The organism is Pseudomonas sp. p50(2008) (genome assembly GCF_015351605.1).
Classification (GTDB): Bacteria; Pseudomonadota; Gammaproteobacteria; order Pseudomonadales; family Pseudomonadaceae; genus Aquipseudomonas.
Genome location: NZ_JACMYF010000002.1, coordinates 75,452 through 98,506, shown reverse-complemented (window position 1 = coordinate 98,506; position 23,055 = coordinate 75,452). Strand labels below are relative to the sequence as shown.

21 protein-coding genes are annotated in these 23,055 nt (G+C 59.1%); 12 read left to right on the top strand and 9 right to left on the bottom strand.

Annotated elements, in window-relative coordinates:
- Nucleotides 1-7: 7 nt before the first annotated feature.
- Genes rsmB through def form a run of 3 tightly spaced genes read right to left on the bottom strand, consistent with a single transcriptional unit; the run spans nucleotide 8 to nucleotide 2,838 of the window.
- Nucleotides 8-1,318, bottom strand: a complete 1,311-nt coding sequence (gene rsmB / locus H7698_RS05545; RefSeq protein ID WP_194690832.1) for a 16S rRNA (cytosine(967)-C(5))-methyltransferase RsmB — start codon at nucleotides 1,316-1,318, stop codon at nucleotides 8-10.
- Entirely contained in the window at nucleotides 1,315-2,274 is a 960-nt protein-coding gene (fmt, locus tag H7698_RS05540; protein ID WP_162437593.1) for a methionyl-tRNA formyltransferase, read from the bottom strand. The genes rsmB and fmt overlap by 4 nt, the downstream gene beginning before the upstream one ends.
- 57 nt (nucleotides 2,275-2,331) lie before the next feature.
- The gene (gene def, locus H7698_RS05535) at nucleotides 2,332-2,838 is read right to left on the bottom strand and encodes a peptide deformylase (RefSeq protein ID WP_162437592.1); all 507 of its coding nucleotides are present in this window, start codon (nucleotides 2,836-2,838) and stop codon (nucleotides 2,332-2,334) included.
- Nucleotides 2,839-3,005: 167 nt separating this feature from the next.
- Here def and H7698_RS05530 point away from each other — a divergent pair, with 167 nt between their 5' ends.
- The 3 genes from H7698_RS05530 to H7698_RS05520 all read left to right on the top strand — a co-directional run bounded on the left by H7698_RS05530 (nucleotide 3,006) and on the right by H7698_RS05520 (nucleotide 5,823).
- On the top strand, nucleotides 3,006-4,031 hold the full coding sequence (locus H7698_RS05530; protein WP_194690831.1) for a LysM peptidoglycan-binding domain-containing protein: 1,026 nt from the start codon (nucleotides 3,006-3,008) through the stop codon (nucleotides 4,029-4,031).
- Between the two features lie 79 nt (nucleotides 4,032-4,110).
- Nucleotides 4,111-5,211, top strand: a complete 1,101-nt coding sequence (gene dprA, locus H7698_RS05525; protein ID WP_194690830.1) for a DNA-processing protein DprA — start codon at nucleotides 4,111-4,113, stop codon at nucleotides 5,209-5,211.
- 54 nt (nucleotides 5,212-5,265) lie between these two features.
- Complete coding sequence (locus H7698_RS05520) at nucleotides 5,266-5,823, top strand: L-threonylcarbamoyladenylate synthase (RefSeq protein WP_162437589.1); 558 nt, start codon at nucleotides 5,266-5,268, stop codon at nucleotides 5,821-5,823.
- A 112-nt stretch (nucleotides 5,824-5,935) separates the two neighbouring features.
- Here H7698_RS05520 and H7698_RS05515 read toward each other — a convergent pair whose 3' ends face one another.
- Nucleotides 5,936-6,913 carry an NADPH:quinone reductase gene (locus H7698_RS05515; protein WP_162437588.1) on the bottom strand — a complete coding sequence of 326 codons (978 nt, stop codon included), beginning with the start codon at nucleotides 6,911-6,913 and terminating at the stop codon, nucleotides 5,936-5,938.
- 172 nt (nucleotides 6,914-7,085) lie between these two features.
- On the opposite strand from H7698_RS05515, the gene hemF reads away from it, so the two are divergent.
- On the top strand, nucleotides 7,086-8,000 hold the full coding sequence (hemF, locus tag H7698_RS05510) for an oxygen-dependent coproporphyrinogen oxidase (protein WP_162437587.1): 915 nt from the start codon (nucleotides 7,086-7,088) through the stop codon (nucleotides 7,998-8,000).
- A 13-nt stretch (nucleotides 8,001-8,013) separates the two neighbouring features.
- A complete protein-coding gene (gene aroE / locus H7698_RS05505; RefSeq protein WP_194690829.1) occupies nucleotides 8,014-8,835 on the top strand; it encodes a shikimate dehydrogenase in 822 nt (273 codons plus the stop codon).
- 105 nt (nucleotides 8,836-8,940) lie between these two features.
- Here the strand turns inward: aroE and H7698_RS05500 are convergent, their stop codons facing one another.
- The 3 genes from H7698_RS05500 to betC form a co-directional block, all read right to left on the bottom strand.
- On the bottom strand, nucleotides 8,941-10,509 hold the full coding sequence (locus tag H7698_RS05500) for a SulP family inorganic anion transporter (protein ID WP_194690828.1): 1,569 nt from the start codon (nucleotides 10,507-10,509) through the stop codon (nucleotides 8,941-8,943).
- A 148-nt stretch (nucleotides 10,510-10,657) separates the two neighbouring features.
- On the bottom strand, nucleotides 10,658-11,578 hold the full coding sequence (gene choX / locus H7698_RS05495; RefSeq protein WP_194690827.1) for a choline ABC transporter substrate-binding protein: 921 nt from the start codon (nucleotides 11,576-11,578) through the stop codon (nucleotides 10,658-10,660).
- Nucleotides 11,579-11,594: 16 nt separating this feature from the next.
- Nucleotides 11,595-13,109, bottom strand: a complete 1,515-nt coding sequence (betC, locus tag H7698_RS05490) for a choline-sulfatase (protein ID WP_194690826.1) — start codon at nucleotides 13,107-13,109, stop codon at nucleotides 11,595-11,597.
- Nucleotides 13,110-13,223: 114 nt separating this feature from the next.
- On the opposite strand from betC, the gene H7698_RS05485 reads away from it, so the two are divergent.
- A complete protein-coding gene (locus tag H7698_RS05485; RefSeq protein WP_194690825.1) occupies nucleotides 13,224-14,174 on the top strand; it encodes a choline sulfate utilization transcriptional regulator in 951 nt (316 codons plus the stop codon).
- Between the two features lie 4 nt (nucleotides 14,175-14,178).
- On the opposite strand, the gene H7698_RS05480 is transcribed toward H7698_RS05485, so the two are convergent.
- On the bottom strand, nucleotides 14,179-14,844 hold the full coding sequence (locus tag H7698_RS05480; RefSeq protein ID WP_194690824.1) for an NAD(P)-dependent oxidoreductase: 666 nt from the start codon (nucleotides 14,842-14,844) through the stop codon (nucleotides 14,179-14,181).
- Nucleotides 14,845-14,928: 84 nt separating this feature from the next.
- Here H7698_RS05480 and H7698_RS05475 point away from each other — a divergent pair, with 84 nt between their 5' ends.
- Nucleotides 14,929-15,255 (top strand): DOPA 4,5-dioxygenase family protein, encoded by a 327-nt coding sequence (locus H7698_RS05475; protein ID WP_194690823.1) that lies wholly within the window; start codon nucleotides 14,929-14,931, stop codon nucleotides 15,253-15,255.
- On the opposite strand, the gene H7698_RS05470 is transcribed toward H7698_RS05475, so the two are convergent.
- Nucleotides 15,256-15,657, bottom strand: a complete 402-nt coding sequence (locus H7698_RS05470) for a GFA family protein (RefSeq protein ID WP_194690822.1) — start codon at nucleotides 15,655-15,657, stop codon at nucleotides 15,256-15,258.
- Between the two features lie 405 nt (nucleotides 15,658-16,062).
- Between H7698_RS05470 and H7698_RS05465 the strand changes: the two genes are divergently transcribed.
- From H7698_RS05465 to H7698_RS05445, 5 genes are all read left to right on the top strand, one after another.
- Complete coding sequence (locus tag H7698_RS05465) at nucleotides 16,063-17,370, top strand: CitMHS family transporter (RefSeq protein ID WP_162437578.1); 1,308 nt, start codon at nucleotides 16,063-16,065, stop codon at nucleotides 17,368-17,370.
- 85 nt (nucleotides 17,371-17,455) lie between these two features.
- Nucleotides 17,456-18,223, top strand: coding sequence for a TerC family protein (locus tag H7698_RS05460; RefSeq protein ID WP_162437577.1), 768 nt, complete (start codon nucleotides 17,456-17,458; stop codon nucleotides 18,221-18,223).
- Between the two features lie 251 nt (nucleotides 18,224-18,474).
- The gene (locus tag H7698_RS05455) at nucleotides 18,475-20,133 is read left to right on the top strand and encodes a Na/Pi cotransporter family protein (RefSeq protein WP_162437576.1); all 1,659 of its coding nucleotides are present in this window, start codon (nucleotides 18,475-18,477) and stop codon (nucleotides 20,131-20,133) included.
- A 193-nt stretch (nucleotides 20,134-20,326) separates the two neighbouring features.
- On the top strand, nucleotides 20,327-21,703 hold the full coding sequence (locus tag H7698_RS05450; RefSeq protein ID WP_194690821.1) for a M16 family metallopeptidase: 1,377 nt from the start codon (nucleotides 20,327-20,329) through the stop codon (nucleotides 21,701-21,703).
- Between the two features lie 296 nt (nucleotides 21,704-21,999).
- Nucleotides 22,000-23,028 (top strand): DUF5924 family protein, encoded by a 1,029-nt coding sequence (locus H7698_RS05445; protein ID WP_194690820.1) that lies wholly within the window; start codon nucleotides 22,000-22,002, stop codon nucleotides 23,026-23,028.
- Nucleotides 23,029-23,055 lie beyond the last annotated feature (27 nt).

The window sequence follows — 23,055 nt, the reverse complement described above, 5'->3', positions numbered from 1 at the left end:
AAACCGGTTAACCGCGCGCGGCGGCGATCTTGATCAGCTTGGCGTAGTAGAAACCGTCGTGCCCACCTTGCTGCGCCAGCAATTGGCGACCATGGGGCTGCTTGATGCCGGCCGCTGTGGCGAGATCCAGCTCGCGGGCACCTGGTGTGCGAGCCAGGAAAGCCTCGATCACTTCGGTGTTCTCAGTGGGTAGCGTGGAGCAGGTGGCGTACAGAAGAATTCCGCCCACTTCCAGGGTGATCCACATGGCGTCCAGCAACTCGCCCTGAATGACCGCCAATGCTGCGATGTCGTCGGGTTGGCGAGTCAGCTTGATGTCTGGGTGGCGACGGATTACGCCAGTCGCCGAGCACGGTGCGTCGAGCAGGATGCGCTGGAACGGCTTGCCGTCCCACCAGGTAGCCGTGTCACGGCCGTCGGCAGCGATCAGTTCCGCGCTCAGTCCCAGGCGTGCAAGGTTTTCCCGCACGCGCACCAGGCGCTTGGCTTCCAGGTCTACCGCCACAACTCCTGCAAGTGCAGGCTCGGCTTCAAGAATGTGGCAGGTCTTGCCCCCCGGTGCGCAGCAGGCGTCGAGTACTCGTTGGCCCGGGGCCAGATCCAGCAGATCGGCAGCCAGCTGTGCCGCTTCGTCCTGCACGCTGATCCAGCCTTCGGCGAAACCTGGAAGACTGCGCACGTCGGCCGCGGCGTCGAGGATGATGCCGTCCTGGCTGTATACGCACGCGCTGGCAGCAATGCCGGCGTCACTCAGCAAACCGAGATACGCGTCACGGGAGTGATGGCGGCGGTTGACCCGCAGAATCATCGGTGGATGAGCGTTGTTCGCAGCGCAAATCGCTTCCCATTGTTCAGGCCAGAACGCCTTGAGGGATTTTTGCAGCCAGCGCGGATGCGCGGTGCGCACTACCGGGTCGTGTTCCAGTTCAGCCAGCAACGCTTCACTTTCGCGTTGGGCGCGGCGCAGCACGGCGTTGAGCAAAGCCTTCGCCCACGGCTTTTTCAGTTTGTCGGCGCAACCGACAGTTTCGCCGATGGCCGCGTGGGCCGGGACGCGGGTGTAAAGCAGTTGGTAGAGACCGACCAACAACAGCGCTTCGACATCGGCGTCTGCTGCCTTGAAGGGTTTCTGCAATAGCTTGGCTGCCAGTGCGGACAAACGCGGCTGCCAGCGAGCGGTTCCGAACGCCAGGTCCTGGGTGAAACCACGGTCGCGGTCTTCAACCTTGTCCATCTGCGTCGGCAGCGAACTGTTGAGCGAGGCTTTTCCGTTCAGAACAGCAGCCAGTGCCTTGGCGGCGGCCAGACGCGGGTTCATTGAGCGTCCGCCACTTGACCAAGCACCGTGCCGACGGCGAATTTTTCACGACGGCTGTTGAAGAAGTCGCTGAAGTTCAGCGCCTTGCCGCCGGGCAATTGCAGACGGGTCAGGCACAGCGCCTGTTCACCGCACGCGACGATCAAGCCATCTTTGCTGGCACCGAGAATTTCTCCGGGTGCGCCCTTCCCTTCGACGAGGCTTGCGGCCAGCACTTTCAGTGCTTCGCCATTGAGCGTGCTGTGGGTAATCGGCCACGGATTGAAAGCGCGAACCAGGCGCTCCAGCTCAACGGCAGGGCGGCTCCAATCGATGCGTGCTTCGTCCTTGTTCAGTTTGTGCGCGTAGGTGGCGAGGCTGTCGTCCTGCACTTCGCCGACCAGCGTACCGGCAGCGAGACCGGCAATCGCCTGCAGGACTGCCGGTGGTCCAAGTTCAGCCAGACGGTCGTGGAGACTGCCGCCCGTGTCCTGCGCCGTGATCGGTGTAATGGCTTTGAGCAGCATTGGCCCGGTATCGAGGCCCAGTTCCATGCGCATCACGGTTACGCCACTTTCGCTGTCGCCGGCTTCAACGGCACGCTGGATCGGTGCCGCTCCGCGCCAGCGCGGCAGCAAGGACGCGTGACTGTTGATACAACCCAGACGCGGAATATCCAGCACCACTTGCGGCAGGATCAAACCGTAGGCCACCACCACCAGCAAATCCGGCTTGAGCGCGGCCAGTTCTGCCTGAGCGTCTTCGTTGCGCAGGGTCGGTGGCTGCAACACCGGAATCTGGTTTTCCAGCGCGAGCTGCTTGACCGGGCTTGGCATCAGTTTTTGCCCACGGCCCGCCGGACGATCCGGCTGGGTGTAGACCGCAACGATCTCGTAGGGGCTGTCGAGCAGGGCCTTGAGGTGTTCGGCGGCGAATTCCGGGGTGCCGGCAAAGACGATGCGCAGTGGCTCAGTCATGGGAGCAATCTCTGAAAAGAAAAAGGCTTGCCGCAGCAAGCCTTTGAAAGGAGGGCATCAAGCGTTCTGGCGATGGAGCTTTTCCAGTTTCTTCTTGATTCGGTCGCGTTTGAGGTTGGACAGGTAATCAACGAACAATTTGCCATTAAGGTGGTCGCATTCGTGCTGGATGCACACGGCGAGCAGGCCTTCGGCAATCAGTTCGTAAGGCTGGCCGTCGCGATCCAGGGCCTTGACCTTGACCTTCTGTGGGCGATCGACGTTTTCGTAGAAGCCTGGTACCGAGAGGCAACCCTCCTGATACTGCTCCATCTCGTCGGTCAGGGATTCGAACTCGGGGTTGATGAACACCCGGGGTTCCGTACGGTCTTCGGAGAGGTCCATCACGACGATACGTTTGTGCACGTTGACCTGGGTCGCGGCGAGGCCGATGCCTGGCGCTTCATACATTGTTTCAAACATGTCGTCGACCAACTGACGCACTTCGTCGTCCACTACGGCCACAGGTTTGGCGATAGTGCGCAGGCGCGAGTCGGGAAATTCGAGGATGTCTAAAATGGCCATAAGCTTATTTGCTGCACGTGTGAGGTAAAGTCGGGTCGATGGCCTGGCGGGTCCGAAGATGCAGGCTACCGTTGTGAAGCGTAGCTCCCTTTTCTCTCAAGAGTCGGGAGCGAGCCACGAGGGCTCTGGCGTTTCACGCGAACGCACATAATAAAGGGATTCACCGCATGAGGAAATCACTACTCGCCCTGCTCCTTCTGGCTTCGGCCGGTTTGGCACATGGGCAAGTGCAACTCAGGGAAGGTTTTCCACAGCAATACACAGTGGTGGCTGGAGACACACTCTGGGACATATCGGGAAAATTCCTCCGTGAACCGTGGAAATGGCCAGAGCTGTGGCAGGCCAATCCCCAGATCGAAAACCCCAATCTTATTTATCCCGGCGATTCGCTTTCGCTGGTCTACGTCAACGGCCAGCCGCGCCTGACCCTCAATCGCGGGGCCTCCAGGGGCACCATCAAGTTGTCGCCGCGCATCCGCAGTTCGCCGATGGCGGAGGCCATTCCGAGCATTCCACTGCAGTCGATCAACAGCTTCCTGCTCAGCAATCGCATCGTCGACAAGGCTGAAGACTTCGACAAGGCGCCCTACATCGTCGCTGGCGATGCGGAGCGCGTGCTCAGTGGCAACGGCGACCGGATTTTCGCTCGCGGCCATTTCGATCCGAACCAGCCGGTGTACGGCATCTTCCGTCAGGGCAAGGTCTACACCGATCCGGACAGCAAGGAATTTCTGGGCATCAACGCGGACGACATCGGCGGCGGCGAGATTGTGGCCACCGAGGGCGATGTCGCTACCCTCGCCGTGCAACGCACCACGCAGGAAATACGCCTCGGTGATCGATTGTTCAGCGGCGAAGAACGATCGATCAACTCGACGTTCATGCCCAGCTCGCCAAAAAGTGAAATCAACGGCTTGATCATCGATGTGCCACGCGGCGTCACGCAGATTGGCGCGATGGATGTGGTCACGCTCAACAAGGGTCAGCGCGATGGTCTGGCGGAAGGCAACGTCCTGGTGGTGATGAAAACCGGTGAAACAGTACGGGACCGGATCACTGGCCAACCCTTGAAAATCCCTGATGAGCGTGCCGGTTTGCTTATGGTATTTCGCACCTACGACAAGCTCAGCTATGGATTGGTCCTGAATGCATCGCGCTCTTTGGCGGTGATGGACAAGGTGCGAAATCCTTAGCCTGCTCCACAAGTTACCAACAGAGTTATCCACAGCTTATTCCCGTTTGAACGGGGCTCATAACGATCAAGGATGATCCATGAAACTGCCAGCCGTGACACCAGTATCCCCGGCGGAACTGGAAGCCCGTTTACGCCTGCACCGTTTGCCTGAACTCGGTCCTGTGCGATTCAAGAAACTGCTCGAAGCCTTCGGTTCGGCGTCCAAAGCGCTTGGCGCGCCGGCGAGTGCCTGGAAGTCCCTGGGTTTGCCTTTTGCTTGTGCAGAGGCTCGTCGAGCCGTTGAAGTTCGTGACGGCGCCAGTCATGCATTGGCCTGGTTAGAGCGTCCGGGCCAGCATTTACTGATGTGGGACCAGCCTGACTACCCGGCGTTGCTGGCCGAAATCAGCGATGCGCCTCCTCTGCTGTTCGTGGCAGGTGATCCGGGCATTCTGGAAAAGCCTCAGTTGGCGATGGTGGGCAGCCGTCGTGCATCACGTCCGGGGATGGACACGGCCGCAGCGTTTTCTCGAAGCCTGGCCGGGGCCGGTTTTGTGATTACCAGTGGCCTGGCGTTGGGGATTGATGCCGCGGCGCACCAAGCGGCGGTCGATGTCGGTGGTCGAACGGTCGGGGTACTTGGCACGGGTCTTGAAAAGTTTTATCCACAGCGCAATCAACGCCTGGCGGATGCCATGATTGCGTCGGGCAGCGCGGTCGTTTCGGAGTTCCCGCTGGACGCCGGACCCACCGCCAGCAACTTCCCCCGGCGCAACCGAATCATCAGCGGTTTATCCCTCGGCGTGCTGGTGGTCGAGGCGAGTGTTGCCAGCGGTTCGTTGATCACCGCGAGACTGGCGGCGGAGCAAGGTCGGGAGGTGTATGCGATTCCAGGATCGATTCATCATCCCGGTGCCAAGGGATGTCACCAACTGATCCGCGACGGTGCGGTGCTGGTTGAAACCATTGAGCACATTCTTGAAGCGTTACGCGGCTGGCAACAATTGCCGTTGTCTCCAGAGACACCGCCCGTGAGTCATCCATTGCTTATCCTGCTCCATGCGGCGCCGCACACCAGTGAGGCGCTATCCATCAGCAGCGGCTGGGCTTTGCCGAAAGTGCTGGCTGCTTTGACGGAGCTGGAAATGGATGGCAGGGCCGTTTGTGAAAGCGGGCGCTGGTTTGCGCGGGTGAGCTAGGTTTTACAGGGAAGAACGGTAAACTGCGCAGAGCCTTATTCCGGAGAGTTTTTCATGGTCAACAGTTGGCGTGTGCAACAAGCCGCGCAAGCCGTTCGCGCAGGAGCGGTCATTGCCTATCCAACCGAAGCGGTGTGGGGTCTGGGATGCGATCCGTGGGACCAACAAGCGGTACAGCGGCTCCTGATGATCAAGGGCCGATCCATGGAAAAGGGACTGATTCTGGTGGCCGACAACATTCGGCAGTTCGACTTTCTTTTCGAAGACTTCCCAGAGCTGTGGATGGACCGCATGGCCAGCACTTGGCCGGGCCCTAATACCTGGCTGGTGCCGCATCAGAACCTGTTGCCCCAGTGGATTACCGGCGTGCATGAAACCGTGGCGCTGCGCGTCAGTGATCACCCGCAGGTCAGGGATTTGTGTTCGCTGGTCGGGCCGTTGGTGTCGACCTCGGCAAACCCGCAAGGCAGGCCGGCGGCGCGTACGCGGATTCGCGTCGAGCAGTATTTCCGTGGGCAGGTTGATCTGGTCCTGGGCGGAAACCTCGGCGGGCGCAAGAACCCGAGCGTCATTCGGGACCTGGCCACCGGGCATGTTGTGCGCCCGGATTGAGACCGGGTCATCGTTCATCGCTGGCAAGCCAGCTCCCACAGGATTTTGGTCGTCCACATAGCATGTTTACGACACTGAATCCGTGGGAGCTGGCTTGCCAGCGATGGCGTCTTCAAGGCAACAGAACAGTCGAACCCGTGGTACGCCGCGCTGACAACTCCGTCTGCGCCTTCGCCGCATCGGCCAAGGAATATTTCTGGCTGATATCCACTTTCAACTTCCCGCTGATGATCATCTCGAACAGCTCGTCCGCCATGCGCTGCAGGTTTTCGGCGTTGTTGGCATAAGTGGCGAGCGTGGGACGGGTCACGTACAGCGAACCCTTCGCCGACAAAATCCCCAGATTCACGCCGTCCACCGCGCCCGACGCATTGCCGAAACTCACCACCAGGCCGCGAGGCGCAGCGCTGTCGAGCGACGTCAGCCAGGTGTCCTTGCCAACACCGTCATACACCACCGGGACTTTTTTGCCGTCGGTCAGTTCCAGCACGCGCTGCGCTACGTTTTCGTGGCTGTAATCAATGGTCGCCCAAGCGCCATTCGCCTTCGCCAAGGCGGCTTTTTCCGGGGAGCTGACGGTGCCGATCAACTTCACTCCCAAGGCTTTGGCCCACTGGCAGGCCAATGAACCCACACCACCCGCGGCAGCGTGGAACAGAATGGTCTCGCCACTCTTGAGGTCATAGGTTTGGCGCAGCAGGTACTGGACGGTCAGTCCTTTAAGCATCACTCCGGCTGCCTGTTCGAAACTGATCGCATCAGGCAGGTGCACCAGATTGGCTTCCGGCAGTACGTGCAGATCGCTGTAAGCGCCCAATGGGCCGCTGCCGTAGGCCACTCGATCACCGACCTTGAAACGGGTGACTTCACTGCCGACTGCCTCGACCACCCCCGCGCCTTCTGCGCCCAGGCCCGATGGCAGGGCTGGCGGTGCATACAGCCCGCTGCGGAAATAGGTGTCAATGAAGTTCAAGCCGATGGCCTTGTTGGCCACGCGCACTTGCTGCGGGCCGGGTTCGGCGGGTTGGTAGTCGACGTACTCGAGCACTTCTGGTCCGCCGTGGGCGCGGAACTGGATACGTTTTGCCATCAGAACTCTCCTCAGGTCTTGGCTACGAGTGTTGTAGCGCAAAGCAGCCTATCGAACTCCCAACCTTGATCTTCGTCAACTGCGGTTGAACAGGGTGCGGTGTTATCCTACGCAGCAATTTGCCGCCGGCCATTAGTGCGCCGCGTAGCTTTGCCCGATTCAAGGTGATGACATGACGACCCGCACCGAGGCCGTAAAAGCCTATCTGCTCGACCTGCAAGACCGCATTTGCGCTGCTTTGGAAGCCGAAGACGGCGGTACGCACTTCGTCGAAGACGCCTGGACCCGGACGGCCGGCGGTGGCGGCCGTACCCGAGTGATTGAAAACGGGACGGTCATCGAAAAAGGCGGCGTTAACTTTTCCCACGTGTTTGGTAGCGGTCTCCCACCGTCTGCCAGCGCTCATCGACCAGAACTGGCCGGTCGTGGCTTCGAAGCGCTCGGCGTGTCCCTGGTGATCCACCCGCACAACCCGCATGTACCGACTTCCCACGCCAACGTGCGCTTTTTCATTGCTGAAAAAGAAGGAGAGGAGCCGGTCTGGTGGTTTGGTGGTGGCTTCGACCTGACTCCTTACTACGGCAATGAAGAAGACTGCGTGCACTGGCACCGCGTTGCCGAGCAGGCGTGTGCGCCGTTCGGCCCGGATGTTTATTCGCGCTACAAGGCGTGGTGCGACAGCTACTTCCACATCAAGCATCGCCACGAACCGCGCGGTATCGGCGGCCTGTTTTTCGATGACTTGAACGAATGGGATTTCGACACCAGCTTCGCCTTCATGCGCGCTATCGGTGACGCGTTCATCGACGCGTACCTGCCGATCGTTCAGCGCCGCAAGAACGATGCATTTACTGCCAGGCAGCGCGAGTTCCAGGAGTTCCGTCGTGGCCGTTATGTCGAGTTCAACCTGGTCTACGACCGCGGCACGTTGTTTGGCCTGCAATCTGGGGGGCGTACCGAATCGATCCTCATGTCCCTGCCTCCGCAAGTGCGCTGGAGCTATGACTGGAAGGCCGAACCGGGTAGCGAAGAAGCACGCCTGACCGAGTACTTCCTGCAAGACCGCGATTGGTTGGCCAAGGCCTGAAGGAGCACTACCGATGGACCGTTACGTCGTATTCGGCAACCCGATTGGCCACAGCAAGTCGCCATTGATCCATCGTCTGTTCGCTGAACAAACCGCGCAGCAATTGGACTACAGCACCTCGCTGGCGCCGCTCGACGATTTTTCCGACTTTGCCCGGGCGTTTTTCCGTGAAGGTCGGGGTGCAAATGTCACGGTGCCCTTCAAGGAAGAGGCCTATCGCCTTGCTGACAGCCTGACCGAGCGGGCACAACGGGCCGGAGCGGTGAACACCCTGAGCAAACTGGCCGATGGCACGTTGCTGGGTGACAACACCGACGGCGCCGGGCTGGTGCGGGACCTGACGGTGAATGCCGGTTTCAGCCTCAAGGGTAAGCGCATTCTGTTGCTGGGCGCCGGTGGCGCGGTACGTGGCGCGCTGGAGCCGTTGCTCGCTGAACAGCCTGCCTCTGTGATCATCGCCAACCGCACGGTGGAAAAAGCCGAGTTGCTGGCGGAGCTGTTTGACGATCTCGGACCGGTGTCGGCCAGTGGTTTTGATTGGTTGAAGGAATCGGTAGACCTCATCATCAACGCGACCTCCGCGAGCCTGTCAGGCGATGTCCCACCGATTGCCAGCAGCTTGATCGAGCCGGGCAAAACGGTGTGCTACGACATGATGTACGGCAAGGAACCGACTTCGTTCTGTCGCTGGGCCCAGGCGCATGGCGCGGCCGTGGCAATGGACGGGTTGGGGATGCTGGCAGAACAGGCGGCGGAAGCGTTCTACCTGTGGCGCGGCGTGCGCCCGGACACGGCGCCGGTGCTGGCTGAACTGCGCCGGCAATTGGCCGCGTAATCCCTGTAGGAGCAAGGCTTACCCGCGATTCAGGCGCCGGGGTGTACCTGTTACCCCACCTTAACGTTCATCGCGGGCAAGCCTTGCTACTACAGAAACGTTGTTTCAATCTTCAAACCGGATCGGGCAGTGTTCCGCGCCCTCCAGTTTTCTCAACTCTTCCACCACTTGAGGTCGAGCCCGCCGCAGGGTCAGGCTGCGATTCTGTTTGAGCAGGCGTCGCGCTTCCTGGTGGAGCATTTCAACGCCCGAGTAGTCGATGAAATTGATCTGCTGCGCCTCGATCACCACGCGCTCACCGTGCATGCGTTGCAGACGCACCTGCAGGTAATGGCTGGCGCCAAAAAAGATCGAACCACCCACGCGCAAAATGTCCTCGTCGCCCTCACGCCAATGCTGCACCCGCGGTTGCGAGGTGCGCTTGAGGTAGAAAAACAGCGAAGCCAGCACCCCGGCGTAGATCGCCGTCTGCAATTCCAGCAGCAGCGTGGCGACACAGGTCAGCGCCATCACGACAAATTCGGCGCGACTGACCCGCAATAGCGCGCGAATGCCGCGATGGTCCACCAGCCCCCAGGCGATCAACAAAATGCTGCCGGCCATCGCTGGAATGGGAATGTGCGCGATCAACGCCGCACCGAAAATCGCGAACAGCGCCACCCACAACGCTGAAAACACGCCAGCCAATGGCGAGCAGGCGCCGGCTTCGTAGCTCAGGCCCGAGCGAGTAAACGAGCCGGCTGACAGTGATCCGGAAAAAAATGCGCCGACGATGTTTGATAAACCCTGGGCGCGGACCTCTTGATTGGCATCAAGCAGTTGCTGCGATCGCGCCGACAGGGAGCGTGCGATCGACAAACTCGTCACTAGCCCAAGCATTCCAACCGCCACTGCGCTGGGCAGCAAGCGCAGGATCAGGTCCAGATCCAGTGGCACCGGGCTGAACGGCGGCAGCCGTCCGACAAAGGCACTGACCAATTTCACATGATCGAACATCGACGGCCAAAGCCACACCAGCAGCCCGGCCAGTACCAGCGTGATCAGCAGCGTCGGCCAGCGTGGCAGCAGCCATTTCAAGAAGACGCCCACGACAACGGTCGCCAGGCCCAGGATCAGTGAGGCCCTGTCAAATTGGCCGAGGTGCTGGAGCAGCGTCATGACACTGTCCAGCGCCGTGGCCTGACTGGGCAGGTCCAGCCCCAGTAAATTCGGCAACTGACCGATCGCAATCACCACCGCTGCCCCGAGCGTGAAGCCCAGTACCACGGAGTGGGAGACAAAATTCACCAGGGCGCCGAAACGCAGCAAGCCCAGCAGCCACTGAAAAATGCCGGCCAACAGCGTAAGCAGCAGGATAAGGGTGATGTAGTCCTGTGAAGCAGGAACGGCCAGAGGGCTGACACTCGCGTACAGAACAATGGAAATCGCTGCGGTGGGACCGCAGATCAAATGCCACGACGAACCCCAGAGACAGGCGATCAGGACCGGGATGATCGCCGCGTACAAGCCATACTCCGGTGGCAGACCGGCGATCAGGGCGTAGGCAATGGACTGCGGCAACGCGAGAATCGCACCGCTCAGGCCGACGACAAGGTCGCGCCCGACGCTGGCGCGGGTTTGTCTGGGCAACCAGCTTAAGAAGGGGAAGAGCGAATGGCGGCTGGGGAAGGCCATGGGTCCTCTCGGTCAAGGTTTTGCGCAAGGGTAGCAGGCTCAACGCAATCATTGTGGCGAGGGCGCTCGTCGAATCGTCGCACCGTCCCGCTGGGTTCGCTGATCGTTCCCACACGGAGCGTGGGAACGATCAACGATCGGCGGCGGTTCAGAGTTTGGCTTTCACTGCCGGCAAAGCATCTTTACCATCGACCGTCTTCACGCCATCAAGCCATTTATCCAGCACTGCAGGATTAGCCTTGATCCAGGCTTTAGCGGCGTCCGCGTTGCTGACTTTCTTGTTCACCACCTCAGCCATGATGCTGTTCTCCATTTCCTGGGTGAAGCTCAGGTTGGTGAGCAACTTGCCGACATTCGGGCAGGCCTGTGCATAACCTTTTCGGGTCAATGTATAAACCGCGCCGGTATCGCCAAAGTATTTCTCGCCACCCTTGAGGTAATGCATCTTCAGCTGCACGTTCATAGGGTGCGGGGTCCAGCCGAGGAAGGTCACGAACTTCTGTTTCTTCACGGCACGCGACACTTCCGCCAGCATCGCCTGTTCGCTGGACTCAACCAGTTTCCATTGGCCCAGGTCGAAATCGTTTTTCTTGATGATGTCTTGCAAGGAGATGTTGGCTGGCGCGCCAGAGCCGATGCCGTAGATTTTTTTCTCGAACTTGTCGGCAAATTTGTTCAGGTCGGCGAAATTATGCACACCCGCATCCCAGACGTAATCCGGTACCGCGAGCGTGAACTCGGTTCCGTCCAGGTTCTTCGCTAATTGAGTGACATCGCCAGTGGCGACGAACTTGTCGTAAAACCCCTGCTGCGCGGGCATCCAGTTGCCCAAAAATACATCGACCTGGCCGTCCTTGAGTCCCCCAAACGTGATCGGCACCGCAAGCGTGTCGACTTTGGCCTTGTAGCCCATGCCGTCCAGCAAAAATCCGGTAATGGCGTTAGTCGCGGCGATGTCGCTCCAGCCAGGATCGGCCATTTTCACCGTATCGCAGCTTTGCTCGGCAAAAGCCGAAGCGCTGCCCAGCGCCATTAGCCCGACCGTCAGTACTGTGGATAACCTTTGCATGGACTTCCCCTTAACATTATTGGTTTTGGCAGGGTTGTGGATAACGTGCTTTGCGCTCCAGATCATCGAGGTCGATGTGGTTGCGCATGTACTGCTGACTGGCGTCCACCAGCGGCTGGTGATCCCAGCTCTTCAGCTTGCCGATAGTCAGCGCATCGGCAACAAACCGCCGACGCCGCTGACTCGCGAGCACCTGTTGGTGAATCGCCGGGATATTCCATTTGGCGCGTGCCTCGGCGAGAAATTCGGCGAACAGTGGCTGATGCTGCGGCGACTGACTGAGCTCTTCCTGTTCTCGTGGGTCGTTGTGTACATCGAAGAGTAGGCAAGGGTCGTCTTCGCTGTAGATGAATTTGTAAGCTCCCCGGCGAATCATCATCAACGGGCTGATGGTGCCCTCGGCCATGTACTCGCCGAACACTTCGTCATGACCACCCTGCCCCTTCAAGTGCGAAACCAGCGAGCGGCCATCCAGCGGCAATCCAGGCTCCAGCGATCCGCCAGCCAATTCGACAAAGGTTGGCAACAAATCGGCAGTGGAAACGGCTGCGCTGATCCTGCCCGCACCGAACTGCCCGGGCGAACTGATCAGCAGCGGCACACGGGCCGCCATTTCGAACCAATGCATTTTGTACCAGAGCCCACGCTCACCGAGCATGTCGCCATGGTCGCCGGAAAACACAATGATGGTGTCGTCAATCAAGCCCGTATCTTCGAGGGTTTGCAGGAGTTTGCCGACATTGCTGTCGATATAGCTGCAAGCTCCGAAATAAGCGCGACGTGCGTCATGAATCTTATCCACAGGCAGCGGCTTGTCCCACAGGTCGTAAACCTTGAGCAGTCGCTGAGAGTGTGGGTCCAGGTCGGACTGAGGCGGCGTTTCAGGAAGCGGGATGTCGGCGTCGTCGTACAGGTCCCAAAAGGCTTTTGGAATGGTGTACGGATCGTGTGGATGCGTCATGGAAACGGTCAGGCAGAAAGGCTGATCGCCATCCTCACGGATGTGGTCAAACAGATATTGCTGGGCCTTGAACACCACCTCTTCATCGAAATCCAACTGATTGGTACGCACGCACGGCCCGGCCTGGAGCACTGATGCCATGTTGTGAAACCAGGTAGGTCGAACGTCCGGCTCGTCCCAGTTGACCGACCAGCCATAATCCGCGGGGTAAATGTCGCTCGTCAGTCGCTCTTCGTAGCCATGCAGTTGGTCGGGACCGCAGAAGTGCATTTTTCCTGACAGTGCCGTGCGGTAACCGAGGCGACGCAAATAGTGAGCATAAGTGGGCACATCGGCGGGGAAGTCCGCCGCGTTATCGTAGGCGCCGATCTTGCTCGGTAACTGGCCGCTGACCAGGGTAAAGCGCGACGGCGCGCACAATGGGCTATTGCAATAGGCGGCGTCGAACACCACGCCTTCGGCGGCGAGGCGACTGAGATTGGGTAATTTGATTGGCGAAGGACCGTAGAACGGCAACATTGGCGCGGCCATCTGATCGGCCATGATGAAAAGAATATTCTTGCGCTTCATGTGATCGCGGCATTCCATAGTGAATATTTATGCGAGAGTGCTGCGACCGAGCATGGGATCCATAGAGTTTGAGGTAAAGCCCATGCCAAGCAATGACTAGGATAAGCCCAGCTTATGTATGACGCCCTTGGTGATTTGTCCCTCGACCTGTTGCGTGCATTTGAAGCCGCCGCGCGTCAGCGCAGCTTCACGGCTGCCGCGGCGGAGATTGGCACTACGCAGCCGGCCATTAGCCAGCAGATCAAACGACTGGAGGATCAACTCGCCATCCGCTTGTTTGATCGTATCTATCGCGGCATCGAATTGACCGAGGCTGGCGCTATTCTGTTTGAGCAAGTTCAGCTCGGTTTGCAGAATATCGATGCAGGATTAAGTGCGATCAGCACACAGAATCAACACGAGGTACTGCAGGTCGCCACGGACTTTGCTTTCGCCGCCTATTGGTTGATGCCGCGACTGCACCGCTTCCACGCTGCGCATCCCAGCGTCGACGTCAGTCTCGTCACCAGTGAGCGCAGTCAGAACATGCTGCGTACGGATATCGATGTCGCCGTATTGTTCGGGGAAGGTCGGTTCAAGCAGGGTGAGAGTCATTGGCTGTTCAGCGAAGAAGTGTTCCCGGTGTGTAGCCCTCTCTTATTGAAGGACCGACCTCTGCCCTTGCCCGTCCCCTCATTGCTTGAGTTTCCGTTGCTGCACTTGCGGGGTGAAAACGGCAGCAACTGGTTTGACTGGAGCGGCGTCTTTCGCGAGCTGGGGATCAACTCGGCACCCGCGCCCGGGCAGCTGCGTTTCGACAACTACACCTTGCTCATTCAAGCGGCGATCGGCGGTCAGGGCGTCGCCATTGGCTGGCGCCACCTTGTGGATAACTTGCTCGCCCAGGGGTTGTTGTGCCGACCCATCGCCGAAACGGTTATTTCGCGGCTGGGCTATTACGTTGTCCTGCCCCAGCGCAAGCGGCGTGGGGTGTTGATTCGTCAGTTCGTGGATTGGTTGATGGCAGAGCAGGCAAATAGCGCGCAGTCGCTGAATGGGTTACCGCTGCCTTCGATTGCGGTGTGATCCTCTAATGTGTCGAAGCCGCAACGAAATTCACATGCTCACCCACGTGCAGGTTCAGATGCAGCTCATCGGCAATCCCCACTGCGACCCTGTTCAACCGTTCAAGTGGCTCGGCCAAACCGGGCTCCAGACTGCTGCTGACCTGGCTGAAATGTTCAATGGTCAACCCATGCACGCCGCGAGGCGCGTTGACCATCGTCCATTGCAATGAGCTGCTTTGCAGGGCTTCGCGAATTTCTTCAGCAGCGTGGCGTTGCAGGCGATCTTCTATTTCCGGATCGTCCAGCAATTCGAAATCGCCCACCAGGAACAGCCGGGGAATGTTTGATGCCTGCATGCCCTCGATCAACGCATCGACCGCCAGCACTTGCTCGACCGGTCCCGGTACGATGGTTTTTTCCACGTGCTCACTGTTGAACGGCAGCCCTGGTGCGTCTAAAAGACAGACCACCGCCGAGCTGCCTGCAACGCTCTGCTTGACCCGTTCGGCATCAAACAAGTCACCGCTCTTGGTGCGCAAGCCTGGTCGTGGCGCGAGCGCCGTCAGGTCGTCGAGTATGGCGATCACTTCGTGCTGGCGCCGCAGCATTTCAGCCATCAGCGCACTGCCCAGGCTACTCATGGCACCATAGAGCACCACTTTCACAACGGGGGTTTCGGCATTTTTCATGGCTGAGCTTCCTTGATTCCTACGTATATGGCGTGTGACCTGTGGGGATCGGTGAGGGTTCGACTGGGTTTTAGAGGTATTCAGATGCAAGGGATCAAGGGTTATCACGCCCATGTGTATTTCGACGCCAACAGCATCGATCAGGCGCGGGCCTTGTGTGAGCAGGCAGCGCAGTTGTTTCCGGTGAAGATGGGGCGCGTGCACGAGCGTCCGGTCGGGCCGCACCCTGACTGGAGCTGCCAATTGGCGTTCGAACCGCACTACATCGGCGATGTGTTGCCGTGGCTGGCGCTTAATCGCAAAGGGTTGGTGGTGTTCCTGCACCCGGACACCGGTGACGATCTGCTGGATCACACGGAGCACGCGATCTGGATGGGCGAGGTCCGGCCGCTGAACCTGTCGGTGTTCTGATCAGAGCGTTTCTTCGGGCTCAGAGGGCAGGTGTTCGTCCAGGTGCAGCCACGGCAAACGGCTGTCGGTCCAGATGTGCCGCTCTGCCGGCGCCTGTTCCGGGTGATCGAGCGTGGCGATCGTAACGTCAATGCTCTCGGGGCTCAGGCGTGTCACCAATGCCAGTTGCGCCCCGCAGTTGCGGCAGAAATATCGCACACAGCTGGATGATGATTCGTACTGCGCGGGCGTCCCTTTCAACCATTCGAAGGCTGATGCGGGCGTCGTGATCCAGGTGGTGACGATGCCGCCGCTGACCTTTCGACAGATTGAACAGTGGCAGTGGGCGATGTCGTGCAACGGCCCGCTGAACTGATAGCGCAATTGGCCGCAGTGGCAACCGCCGGTGTGAATTTCGTTCATGACATTCCTTCCTCTGAGTAGTTGGCGACGCCATCGCGAGCAGGCTCACTCCTACAGGGATCTCCAGCGACCATAAATCTGTGCGCTCTCGATGGCCGCGACGCGATCCGACTACATTCCTCTGCCCGACGACCGGTTGCACGTCCGGTCAATGCGTTTACCAGCGAAAGCTGGGTGAAAGCTTTCACGATTAGGATCGCCCTACTCCCGGCAACAGACCGGTTGGCCACTGCCAGTGTTTTATCGCTCGCACGGTCCATTTAACAACAACAATGGTGATTCTGATGTCCTCTACTTCCCGCCGCTTCGCTGTCACTCCGCCCGTACGCCTCCTGCTTCCCGTTCTGCGCTGAGCCCTTGCGGTTCGCCCATTTCCCTTAGCCGCGCTACGCCTGGAGTATTCCCATGCTGACTTTCCTTGGCTTTGCCATGGTCATCACGTTCATGTTCCTGATCATGACCAAGCGCCTGTCCGCGCTGATCGCATTGATCATCATCCCGATTGTTTTTGCCCTGTTCGGTGGTTTTGCACCGAAGATCGGTCCGATGATGCTCGAAGGCATCACCAAGCTTGCGCCGACCGGCGTGATGCTGATGTTCGCCATTCTGTACTTCGCCCTGATGATCGATTCCGGCCTGTTCGATCCTGCCGTGCGCAAGATCCTCAAACTGGTCAAGGGCGACCCGCTGAAGGTTTCGGTCGGTACCGCCGTACTGGCGCTCGTCGTTTCCCTCGATGGTGACGGCGCGACCACTTACATGATCTGCGTCGCCGCCATGCTGCCGCTCTACAGCCGCATCGGCATGAGCCCGCGAATCATGGCCGGCCTGATCATCCTCGCCGGTGGCGTGATGAACATGACGCCTTGGGGCGGTCCGACCGCGCGTGCAGCCAGTGCGCTGCATGTCGACCCGTCCGATATTTTCGTACCGATGATTCCGGCGATGCTGGCGGGCGTCGTGGCAATCCTGGCGATTGCCTACTTCTACGGTAAACGCGAGCGCGCTCGTCTGGGTGAATTGCACCTGGCTGGCGATGAAATCGACCACAGCGAGATCAGCGTTTCGCAGTTCCCGGATGCCCGTCGTCCGAAACTGATCTGGTTCAACGGCGCTTTGACGCTGGCCTTGATGTGCACCCTGATCGCCGGTCTGTTGCCGCTGCCGGTGCTGTTCATGGTGGCGTTCAGTATCGCGATGATCGTCAACTACCCGTGCCTGCAAATGCAAAAAGACCGCGTCGCCGCTCATGCCGGTAGCGTGTTGGCAGTGGTCGGTTTAATCTTCGCGGCTGGTATTTTCACCGGTATCCTGACGGGCACCGGCATGGTCGATGCGATGTCGAAAAGCCTGTTGGCGGTCATCCCGGATTTCCTCGGCCCGTACCTGGCTGTGATTACCGCGCTGGTGAGCATGCCGTTCACGTTTTTCATGTCGAACGATGCTTTTTATTACGGCGTGTTACCAGTACTTGCCGAAGCCGCGAGTCATTACGGTATAACCGCAGTCGAAATGGCACGTGCCTCGATCGTCGGTCAGCCCGTCCACTTGCTGAGCCCGTTGGTACCATCGACGTACTTGTTGGTGGCTCTGGCCGGGATCGACTTCGGTGATCATCAGCGCTTTACCCTGAAGTGGGCAGTGCTGGTGTGCATGTGCATACTGGTTGCAGCAGTGCTGATGGGGATTTTTCCGCTGTTCAGCACTCTATAAGCTCAAGACTCACCAAGACGGGTCCAGGCTTTGTTTGTTGAAGCCCGGGCCCTTCGTGGTTTAACACTCGCTCAAAGGAATACACATGGAATGGCTGACCAACCCTGAAATCTGGGTTGCCTTCTTTACCCTGACCGCCCTGGAAATTGTCCTGGGTATCGATAACATCATCATGATCTCGATCCTGGTCAGCCGCATGCCCAAGCACATGCAGCAGCGCACCCGGATCTTCGGTCTGGCGCTGGCGATGGTCACGCGAATCGCGTTGCTGCTGTCGATCACCTGGGTCATGCAACTTACCGCCGATCTGTTCGAGGTCCTCGGCCAGGGTATTTCCGGACGCGACCTGATTCTGTTCTTCGGTGGTCTGTTCCTGCTGTGGAAGAGCTCGCAAGAGATGTACCACGCGCTGGAAGGTGAAGACGAAACCAACGAAGAGCCAACAGGCAAAGGCGGCAACTTCCTGTACACGATCATCCAGATCGCGATCATCGACATCGTGTTCTCTCTGGACTCGGTGATTACTGCGGTCGGCATGGTTTCCCATGTGCCGGTCATGGTTGCGGCAATCGTCGTCGCCGTACTGGTGATGATGCTGGCTGCCGGCACCATCAGCTCGTTCATCGACAAGCACCCGTCGCTCAAGATGCTGGCGCTGTCGTTCCTGCTGATCGTCGGTACCGTGCTGATCGCTGAATCGTTCGACGTACATGTGCCAAAAGGCTACGTCTACTTCGCCATGGCGTTCTCGCTGGCCGTGGAAGCGATCAACATCAAGATGCGCACCGCGATTGCGAAAAAGAAGAAGCAGCAAGACCCGGTGAAACTGCGCAAGGACATTCCTGGCCAGTAACCCGCAGGTGTAGCAGCTGGCGAAGCCTGCGTCCGGCAGCTGCTACAGGTGATGATAAGAGGGGCCTTCGGGCTCCTTTTTCGTTTCTGCATCAAGCTGTTTTTATGACAGTTTTGTTTCAAACACCTCTTTAGCTATGCGATGCTGGCGCACAGACCGTTAGCCAACTACAGCTTAAGTACAGAACGTAGAAAGTCGCGCGGCACCGTCAACTTGCCCCTTTGGGGCGCTACCACCACAGGGGGCCCCTTATGCTCACCCTGCTCAATTTGTTATCTGCCGTGGCCTTGTTGATCTGGGGCACGCACATCGTCCGAACCGGCATCTTGCGGGTCTACGGTTCCAACCTGCGCCACGTCATTGGCCAGAACATGTCCAAGCGATGGCTGGCGTTCATTGCCGGGATCGTCGTGACCGCCATGGTTCAGAGCAGCAACGCAACCGCAATGCTGGTCACCTCGTTTGTCGGGCAAGGCCTGATGGCGCTGACTCCGGCCCTGGCCACCATGCTTGGGGCCGACGTCGGTACCGCGTTGATGGCGCGGGTGTTGACGCTTGATCTGTCCTGGCTGTCGCCGCTGCTGATTTTCCTCGGGGTCATCTTCTTTCTGTCGCGCAAGCAAACACGGCTTGGACAGATGGGCCGCGTCAGCATCGGGTTGGGGCTGATCATTCTGGCGCTGCAACTGATCGTCGAGTCCGCCGCGCCCATCACGCAGGCCCAGGGCGTGAAGGTGATTTTCGCGTCCCTGACCGGCGACATCCTGCTCGATGCCCTGGTCGGGGCGCTGTTCGCGATGGTGTCCTACTCCAGCCTCGCCGCGGTCCTGCTCACCGCCACCCTCGCCGGGGCTGGCGTGATCAGTTTGCCGGTGGCCATCGGCCTGGTGATTGGCGCCAACATCGGCAGTGGGGTGCTGGCCTTTCTCAGCACCAGCATGCAAAACGCTGCGGGTCGCCAAGTCGCGCTGGGCAGTCTGTTGTACAAACTGATCGGGCTGTTGCTGATCATTCCAGTGCTGGACCCGCTGGTGCACTGGATCGACAGCCTCGATTACAGCCCACAGGAAATGGTCATTGGCTTCCACCTGCTCTACAACACCGCGCGTTGCCTGATCCTGCTGCCCAGCGTTGGACCCATGGCCAGGCTGTGTGCCTGGCTGTTGCCAGAGCGGCCGGAAATAAACGGGATGGCCAAGCCGCGGCACCTTGACCCGACGGCGCTGGTCACGCCCGGTCTGGCGCTGGCCAATGCCGCGCGTGAAACCCTGCGCATTGGCGACTTGATCGACAACATGCTGGAAGCCATGCTCGACGTCCTGCACGGCAAACAGACCGCCGTGACCCAGGAAATGCGCCGTCTGACGGACGATGTCGAAGCGCTCTATAGCGCCATAAAACTGTATCTGGCGCAAATGCCCCGGGAAGATTTGAGCGATCAGGATAGTCGGCGCTGGGCAGAAATCATTGAGCTGGCAATCAACCTCAAACTCGCCAGCGACTTGATCGAACGCATGTTGCGCAAGGTTCAGCAGCAGAAAACCTCGCAGCGTCGGTCGTTTTCCGAGGTCGGCCTGGAAGAGTTGGCGGGATTGCACAGCCAGTTGATTGCCAACTTGCGCCTGGGGCTGTCCGTGTTCCTCAGTTCCGACAAGGAAAGCGCCCGTCAGTTACTGCGTGAGAAACGTCGTTTTCGCGCACAGGAACGGCGTTTGGCCCACGCCCATGTCAGCCGGTTGCAACGTAAGATCGTGCAGAGTATCGAGACCAGTTCACTGCATCTGGAATTGATTGCCGACATGAAACGCTTGAACTCATTGTTCTGCAGCAGTGCCTACGCTGTATTGGAAACGTCCGACACGGGCGCGTTGGTGGTGGACGATTTGGCTGACATCACGCATTCGCCTTGAACGTCTGGCAGAGTGGCTAGTCAGTAACATTGGTTCAACTTCAAGACTGCCATCGCGGGCAAGCCCACTCCCACAAGGTATTGGGGGCTGACCCTACATCTTTGGTCGACCCGGTACCTGTGGGCGCGGGCTTGCCCGCGATAGCGGTCTGAAGGACGACACGGATCTCCAATCAGCCGTATGGAAGCTCGTTATGCGTTGCCTGTTATTCGCCTGCCTATTGCTTGGATCATTCCCTTCATTTGCCCTGGACCGCTTCCAGGTTGAGGGCTATACGCTGCCCAATGGTCTGCAATTGCTGCTCAAACCCGGCATTGACCGTGGGCATGTGGCAATCCGGCTGGTCGTTGGTGTCGGTCTGGATGACTTCGAGTGCGCCGACAAGGAGCTGCCGCATTTGCTCGAGCATTTGCTGTTCAGCGGCATCGACGCCACCGGCGAAGGCGGTCTCGAAGAACGCATGCAGGCCCTGGGCGGTGAGTGGAACGCTTACACCAGCAATGCCGATACCACGTTCGTGATCGAAGCCCCGGCGAAAAACCAGCGCAAGGTACTCGACCTGCTGCTGGCGCTGCTGACCCAGACCCATTTCGACGACAACGCCGTCAATGCCGCCAAGCAAGTGGTCGAGCGTGAAGACGGCGGACATTATTCGCACCTGCAACGCTGGCTGGACCGGCAGGACCTGGGGCACACGGCGAGTAATCAGCTCGCCGTGGAACTGGGCCTCAAATGCCCCGAGCGAGCGGAGGTCGATCACCTGACCCGCGAGCAACTCGAGCAGGTACGCAAAGCCTGGTACGCGCCCAACAACATGACGTTGATCGTCGTTGGTGACCTTGACCGGTTGTTGCCGGCGTATCTGGAACGCTCATACGGCGAACTGGAAGCGGTTGATCCGACCGATCATCCACCTCTGCCGGAAATCAAGGCGACGGCAGCGCACGAGCGTACGTTGAGCAACGGCCTGGTTGGCAATGGCGCAAAACTTCACTGGCTGGTACCGGAGCCTGTGCTGGAGGATCAGCACGATGAGACCTTCGACTTGCTCAAGGACTATCTGGACTGGGCGCTCTATCGCCAGATGCGTCTGGCTCACAGTTTGTCTTACGGGCCCTCTGCCGAGCGCGAGGTGTTTGGCGGGGTTGGCTTCATGAGCTTGAACGCCGATCTTGAGCGAGATGACCTGTCGCAAGCCAAGCAGGTACTCGAGGAATTGAAGGCCGGGTTGCTCAAGGACGGGCTCAATGCCGAGACCTTCAATCGCCTCAAACAAGCCGCCATCGCGCGACAGACCTGGGCGGTACAAGGCAATAGCGCGTTGGCGGATTACTACTGGAGCGCATTGGGCGACTTTCAAGACGGTCGTTTCGCCAACCCGGCCAAGGAGCTGCAAGGCGTGACGCTGGAAGAGGCGAACAAGGCCATGCGTGAACTTCTGCTGCAGCCGGGGTATCTACGGATTGAAACGCCGTTGATGAGTGATGATGAGCTGGTATGGGCGATTGCCGGGTTGTTGGGGTTGTTGCTGCTGGCGTTGCTGGCCTGGCGCATTCATCGCAGGCGCTGACGGCTGACTCAGTGGTGATAGCACTTTGGTGAGGGGATTTAGCAGGTTGTCCCGTGGCGAGGGGATTCAGCGAAACGTCGCACCGCCCCGTTGGGTTGCGAAGCGGCCTCCAAAATCTTCGCGACTGCTGCGCAGCCGAACGGGGATAAATCCCCTCGCCACATGTCTCGAATCCCCTCACCACAGTTAAGTTTCTACAGGTTTGTGTACCACCCAGTAACCGGCCTCCTCGCCACACCGCCCTTCTCGGCGGTAACCTGTCGAGGATTTTTCCTACGACTAGTGCGAACCGCCGAATGCCTACCCTGAACCTGTACGTCCAGCGCATCCTGGAATTGATGAAGCGCTACCCTGGGGTCATTGCGCTCGGTGGGTTTATCTCCGGGGTCGGCAGTTTCATCCTGGTTGATCGCCAGCAAGGCCTGGCCACCTGGATCACCATCATCATGGTGCTCAGCTGGATCTGGCTGATGCTGGAAAACAGCCTCACCAAGCTGTTCGCGAAACTGTTCAAGCGCGAAATTCCCCAGCCTTTGCTGCGTTACGCCACGCAGATGATTCACCAGGAAAGCCTGTTCTTCGTCTTGCCGTTTTTCTTCATCACCACCACCTGGAACAGTGGCCAGTTTTTCTTCACCGGGTTGCTGTGCATTGCGGCACTGATTTCCATTATCGACCCGCTCTACTACAAATGGCTGGCACCCCGTCGCTGGGCGTTTCTGGCGCTGCATACGCTGACTTTGTTCGCGGCACTGCTCACCGCCCTCCCCGTCATCCTGCACCTGACCACCGCCCAGAGCTTCAAACTGGCACTGGGTATCGCGGTCGTGCTGTCTTTCCCGAGCCTGGCGTCGATCTTTCCGATCCGTACGGTGCGCAATGCACTGGCGATTCTGTGTATCACCGTGGGCATTGGTGGCGTGGGCTGGGTACTGCGCTCGTGGGTGCCGCCGGCAACGCTTTGGATGACCGATGTCGCCATCAGCACGCAACTGCAGGACCGCACCCCCGGCGACAGTCTTGATGAGGTCAGCGCAGAGCAGATACGCGGTGGCGGGCTATACGCTTATACCGCGATCAATGCGCCGCGCGGCCTGGACGAGCGGATTTATCACGTGTGGCAGTTCAACGGCAAAGAAGTTGATCGCATCCCGCTGGATATCCACGGTGGGCGCAAGGAAGGCTACCGGGCCTGGACCCACAAACAGAACTTCCCCGGCAACCCGGCGGGCAACTGGCAAGTGCGTGTTCTGACCGAAGACGGCCAGCTCATCGGCGTGTTGCGTTTCAAGATCACGGACAGCACACCGATCAAAGAAAAGTAATACGCTTCGTGATATTACGTAGCCCAG

Coding starts and splice junctions, on each gene's coding strand:
- H7698_RS05515 (WP_162437588.1), bottom strand. CDS start 6,913: ATGGCAAAACGTATCCAGTTCCGCGCCCACGGCGGACCAGAAGTGCTC.
- H7698_RS05460 (WP_162437577.1), top strand. CDS start 17,456: ATGGAATGGCTGACCAACCCTGAAATCTGGGTTGCCTTCTTTACCCTG.
- H7698_RS05455 (WP_162437576.1), top strand. CDS start 18,475: ATGCTCACCCTGCTCAATTTGTTATCTGCCGTGGCCTTGTTGATCTGG.
- fmt (WP_162437593.1), bottom strand. CDS start 2,274: ATGACTGAGCCACTGCGCATCGTCTTTGCCGGCACCCCGGAATTCGCC.
- hemF (WP_162437587.1), top strand. CDS start 7,086: ATGACGACCCGCACCGAGGCCGTAAAAGCCTATCTGCTCGACCTGCAA.
- H7698_RS05500 (WP_194690828.1), bottom strand. CDS start 10,509: ATGGCCTTCCCCAGCCGCCATTCGCTCTTCCCCTTCTTAAGCTGGTTG.
- H7698_RS05520 (WP_162437589.1), top strand. CDS start 5,266: ATGGTCAACAGTTGGCGTGTGCAACAAGCCGCGCAAGCCGTTCGCGCA.
- H7698_RS05465 (WP_162437578.1), top strand. CDS start 16,063: ATGCTGACTTTCCTTGGCTTTGCCATGGTCATCACGTTCATGTTCCTG.
- dprA (WP_194690830.1), top strand. CDS start 4,111: ATGAAACTGCCAGCCGTGACACCAGTATCCCCGGCGGAACTGGAAGCC.
- H7698_RS05445 (WP_194690820.1), top strand. CDS start 22,000: ATGCCTACCCTGAACCTGTACGTCCAGCGCATCCTGGAATTGATGAAG.
- H7698_RS05470 (WP_194690822.1), bottom strand. CDS start 15,657: ATGAACGAAATTCACACCGGCGGTTGCCACTGCGGCCAATTGCGCTAT.
- betC (WP_194690826.1), bottom strand. CDS start 13,109: ATGAAGCGCAAGAATATTCTTTTCATCATGGCCGATCAGATGGCCGCG.
- H7698_RS05485 (WP_194690825.1), top strand. CDS start 13,224: ATGTATGACGCCCTTGGTGATTTGTCCCTCGACCTGTTGCGTGCATTT.
- H7698_RS05450 (WP_194690821.1), top strand. CDS start 20,327: ATGCGTTGCCTGTTATTCGCCTGCCTATTGCTTGGATCATTCCCTTCA.
- H7698_RS05475 (WP_194690823.1), top strand. CDS start 14,929: ATGCAAGGGATCAAGGGTTATCACGCCCATGTGTATTTCGACGCCAAC.
- H7698_RS05530 (WP_194690831.1), top strand. CDS start 3,006: ATGAGGAAATCACTACTCGCCCTGCTCCTTCTGGCTTCGGCCGGTTTG.
- H7698_RS05480 (WP_194690824.1), bottom strand. CDS start 14,844: ATGAAAAATGCCGAAACCCCCGTTGTGAAAGTGGTGCTCTATGGTGCC.
- def (WP_162437592.1), bottom strand. CDS start 2,838: ATGGCCATTTTAGACATCCTCGAATTTCCCGACTCGCGCCTGCGCACT.
- rsmB (WP_194690832.1), bottom strand. CDS start 1,318: ATGAACCCGCGTCTGGCCGCCGCCAAGGCACTGGCTGCTGTTCTGAAC.
- choX (WP_194690827.1), bottom strand. CDS start 11,578: ATGCAAAGGTTATCCACAGTACTGACGGTCGGGCTAATGGCGCTGGGC.
- aroE (WP_194690829.1), top strand. CDS start 8,014: ATGGACCGTTACGTCGTATTCGGCAACCCGATTGGCCACAGCAAGTCG.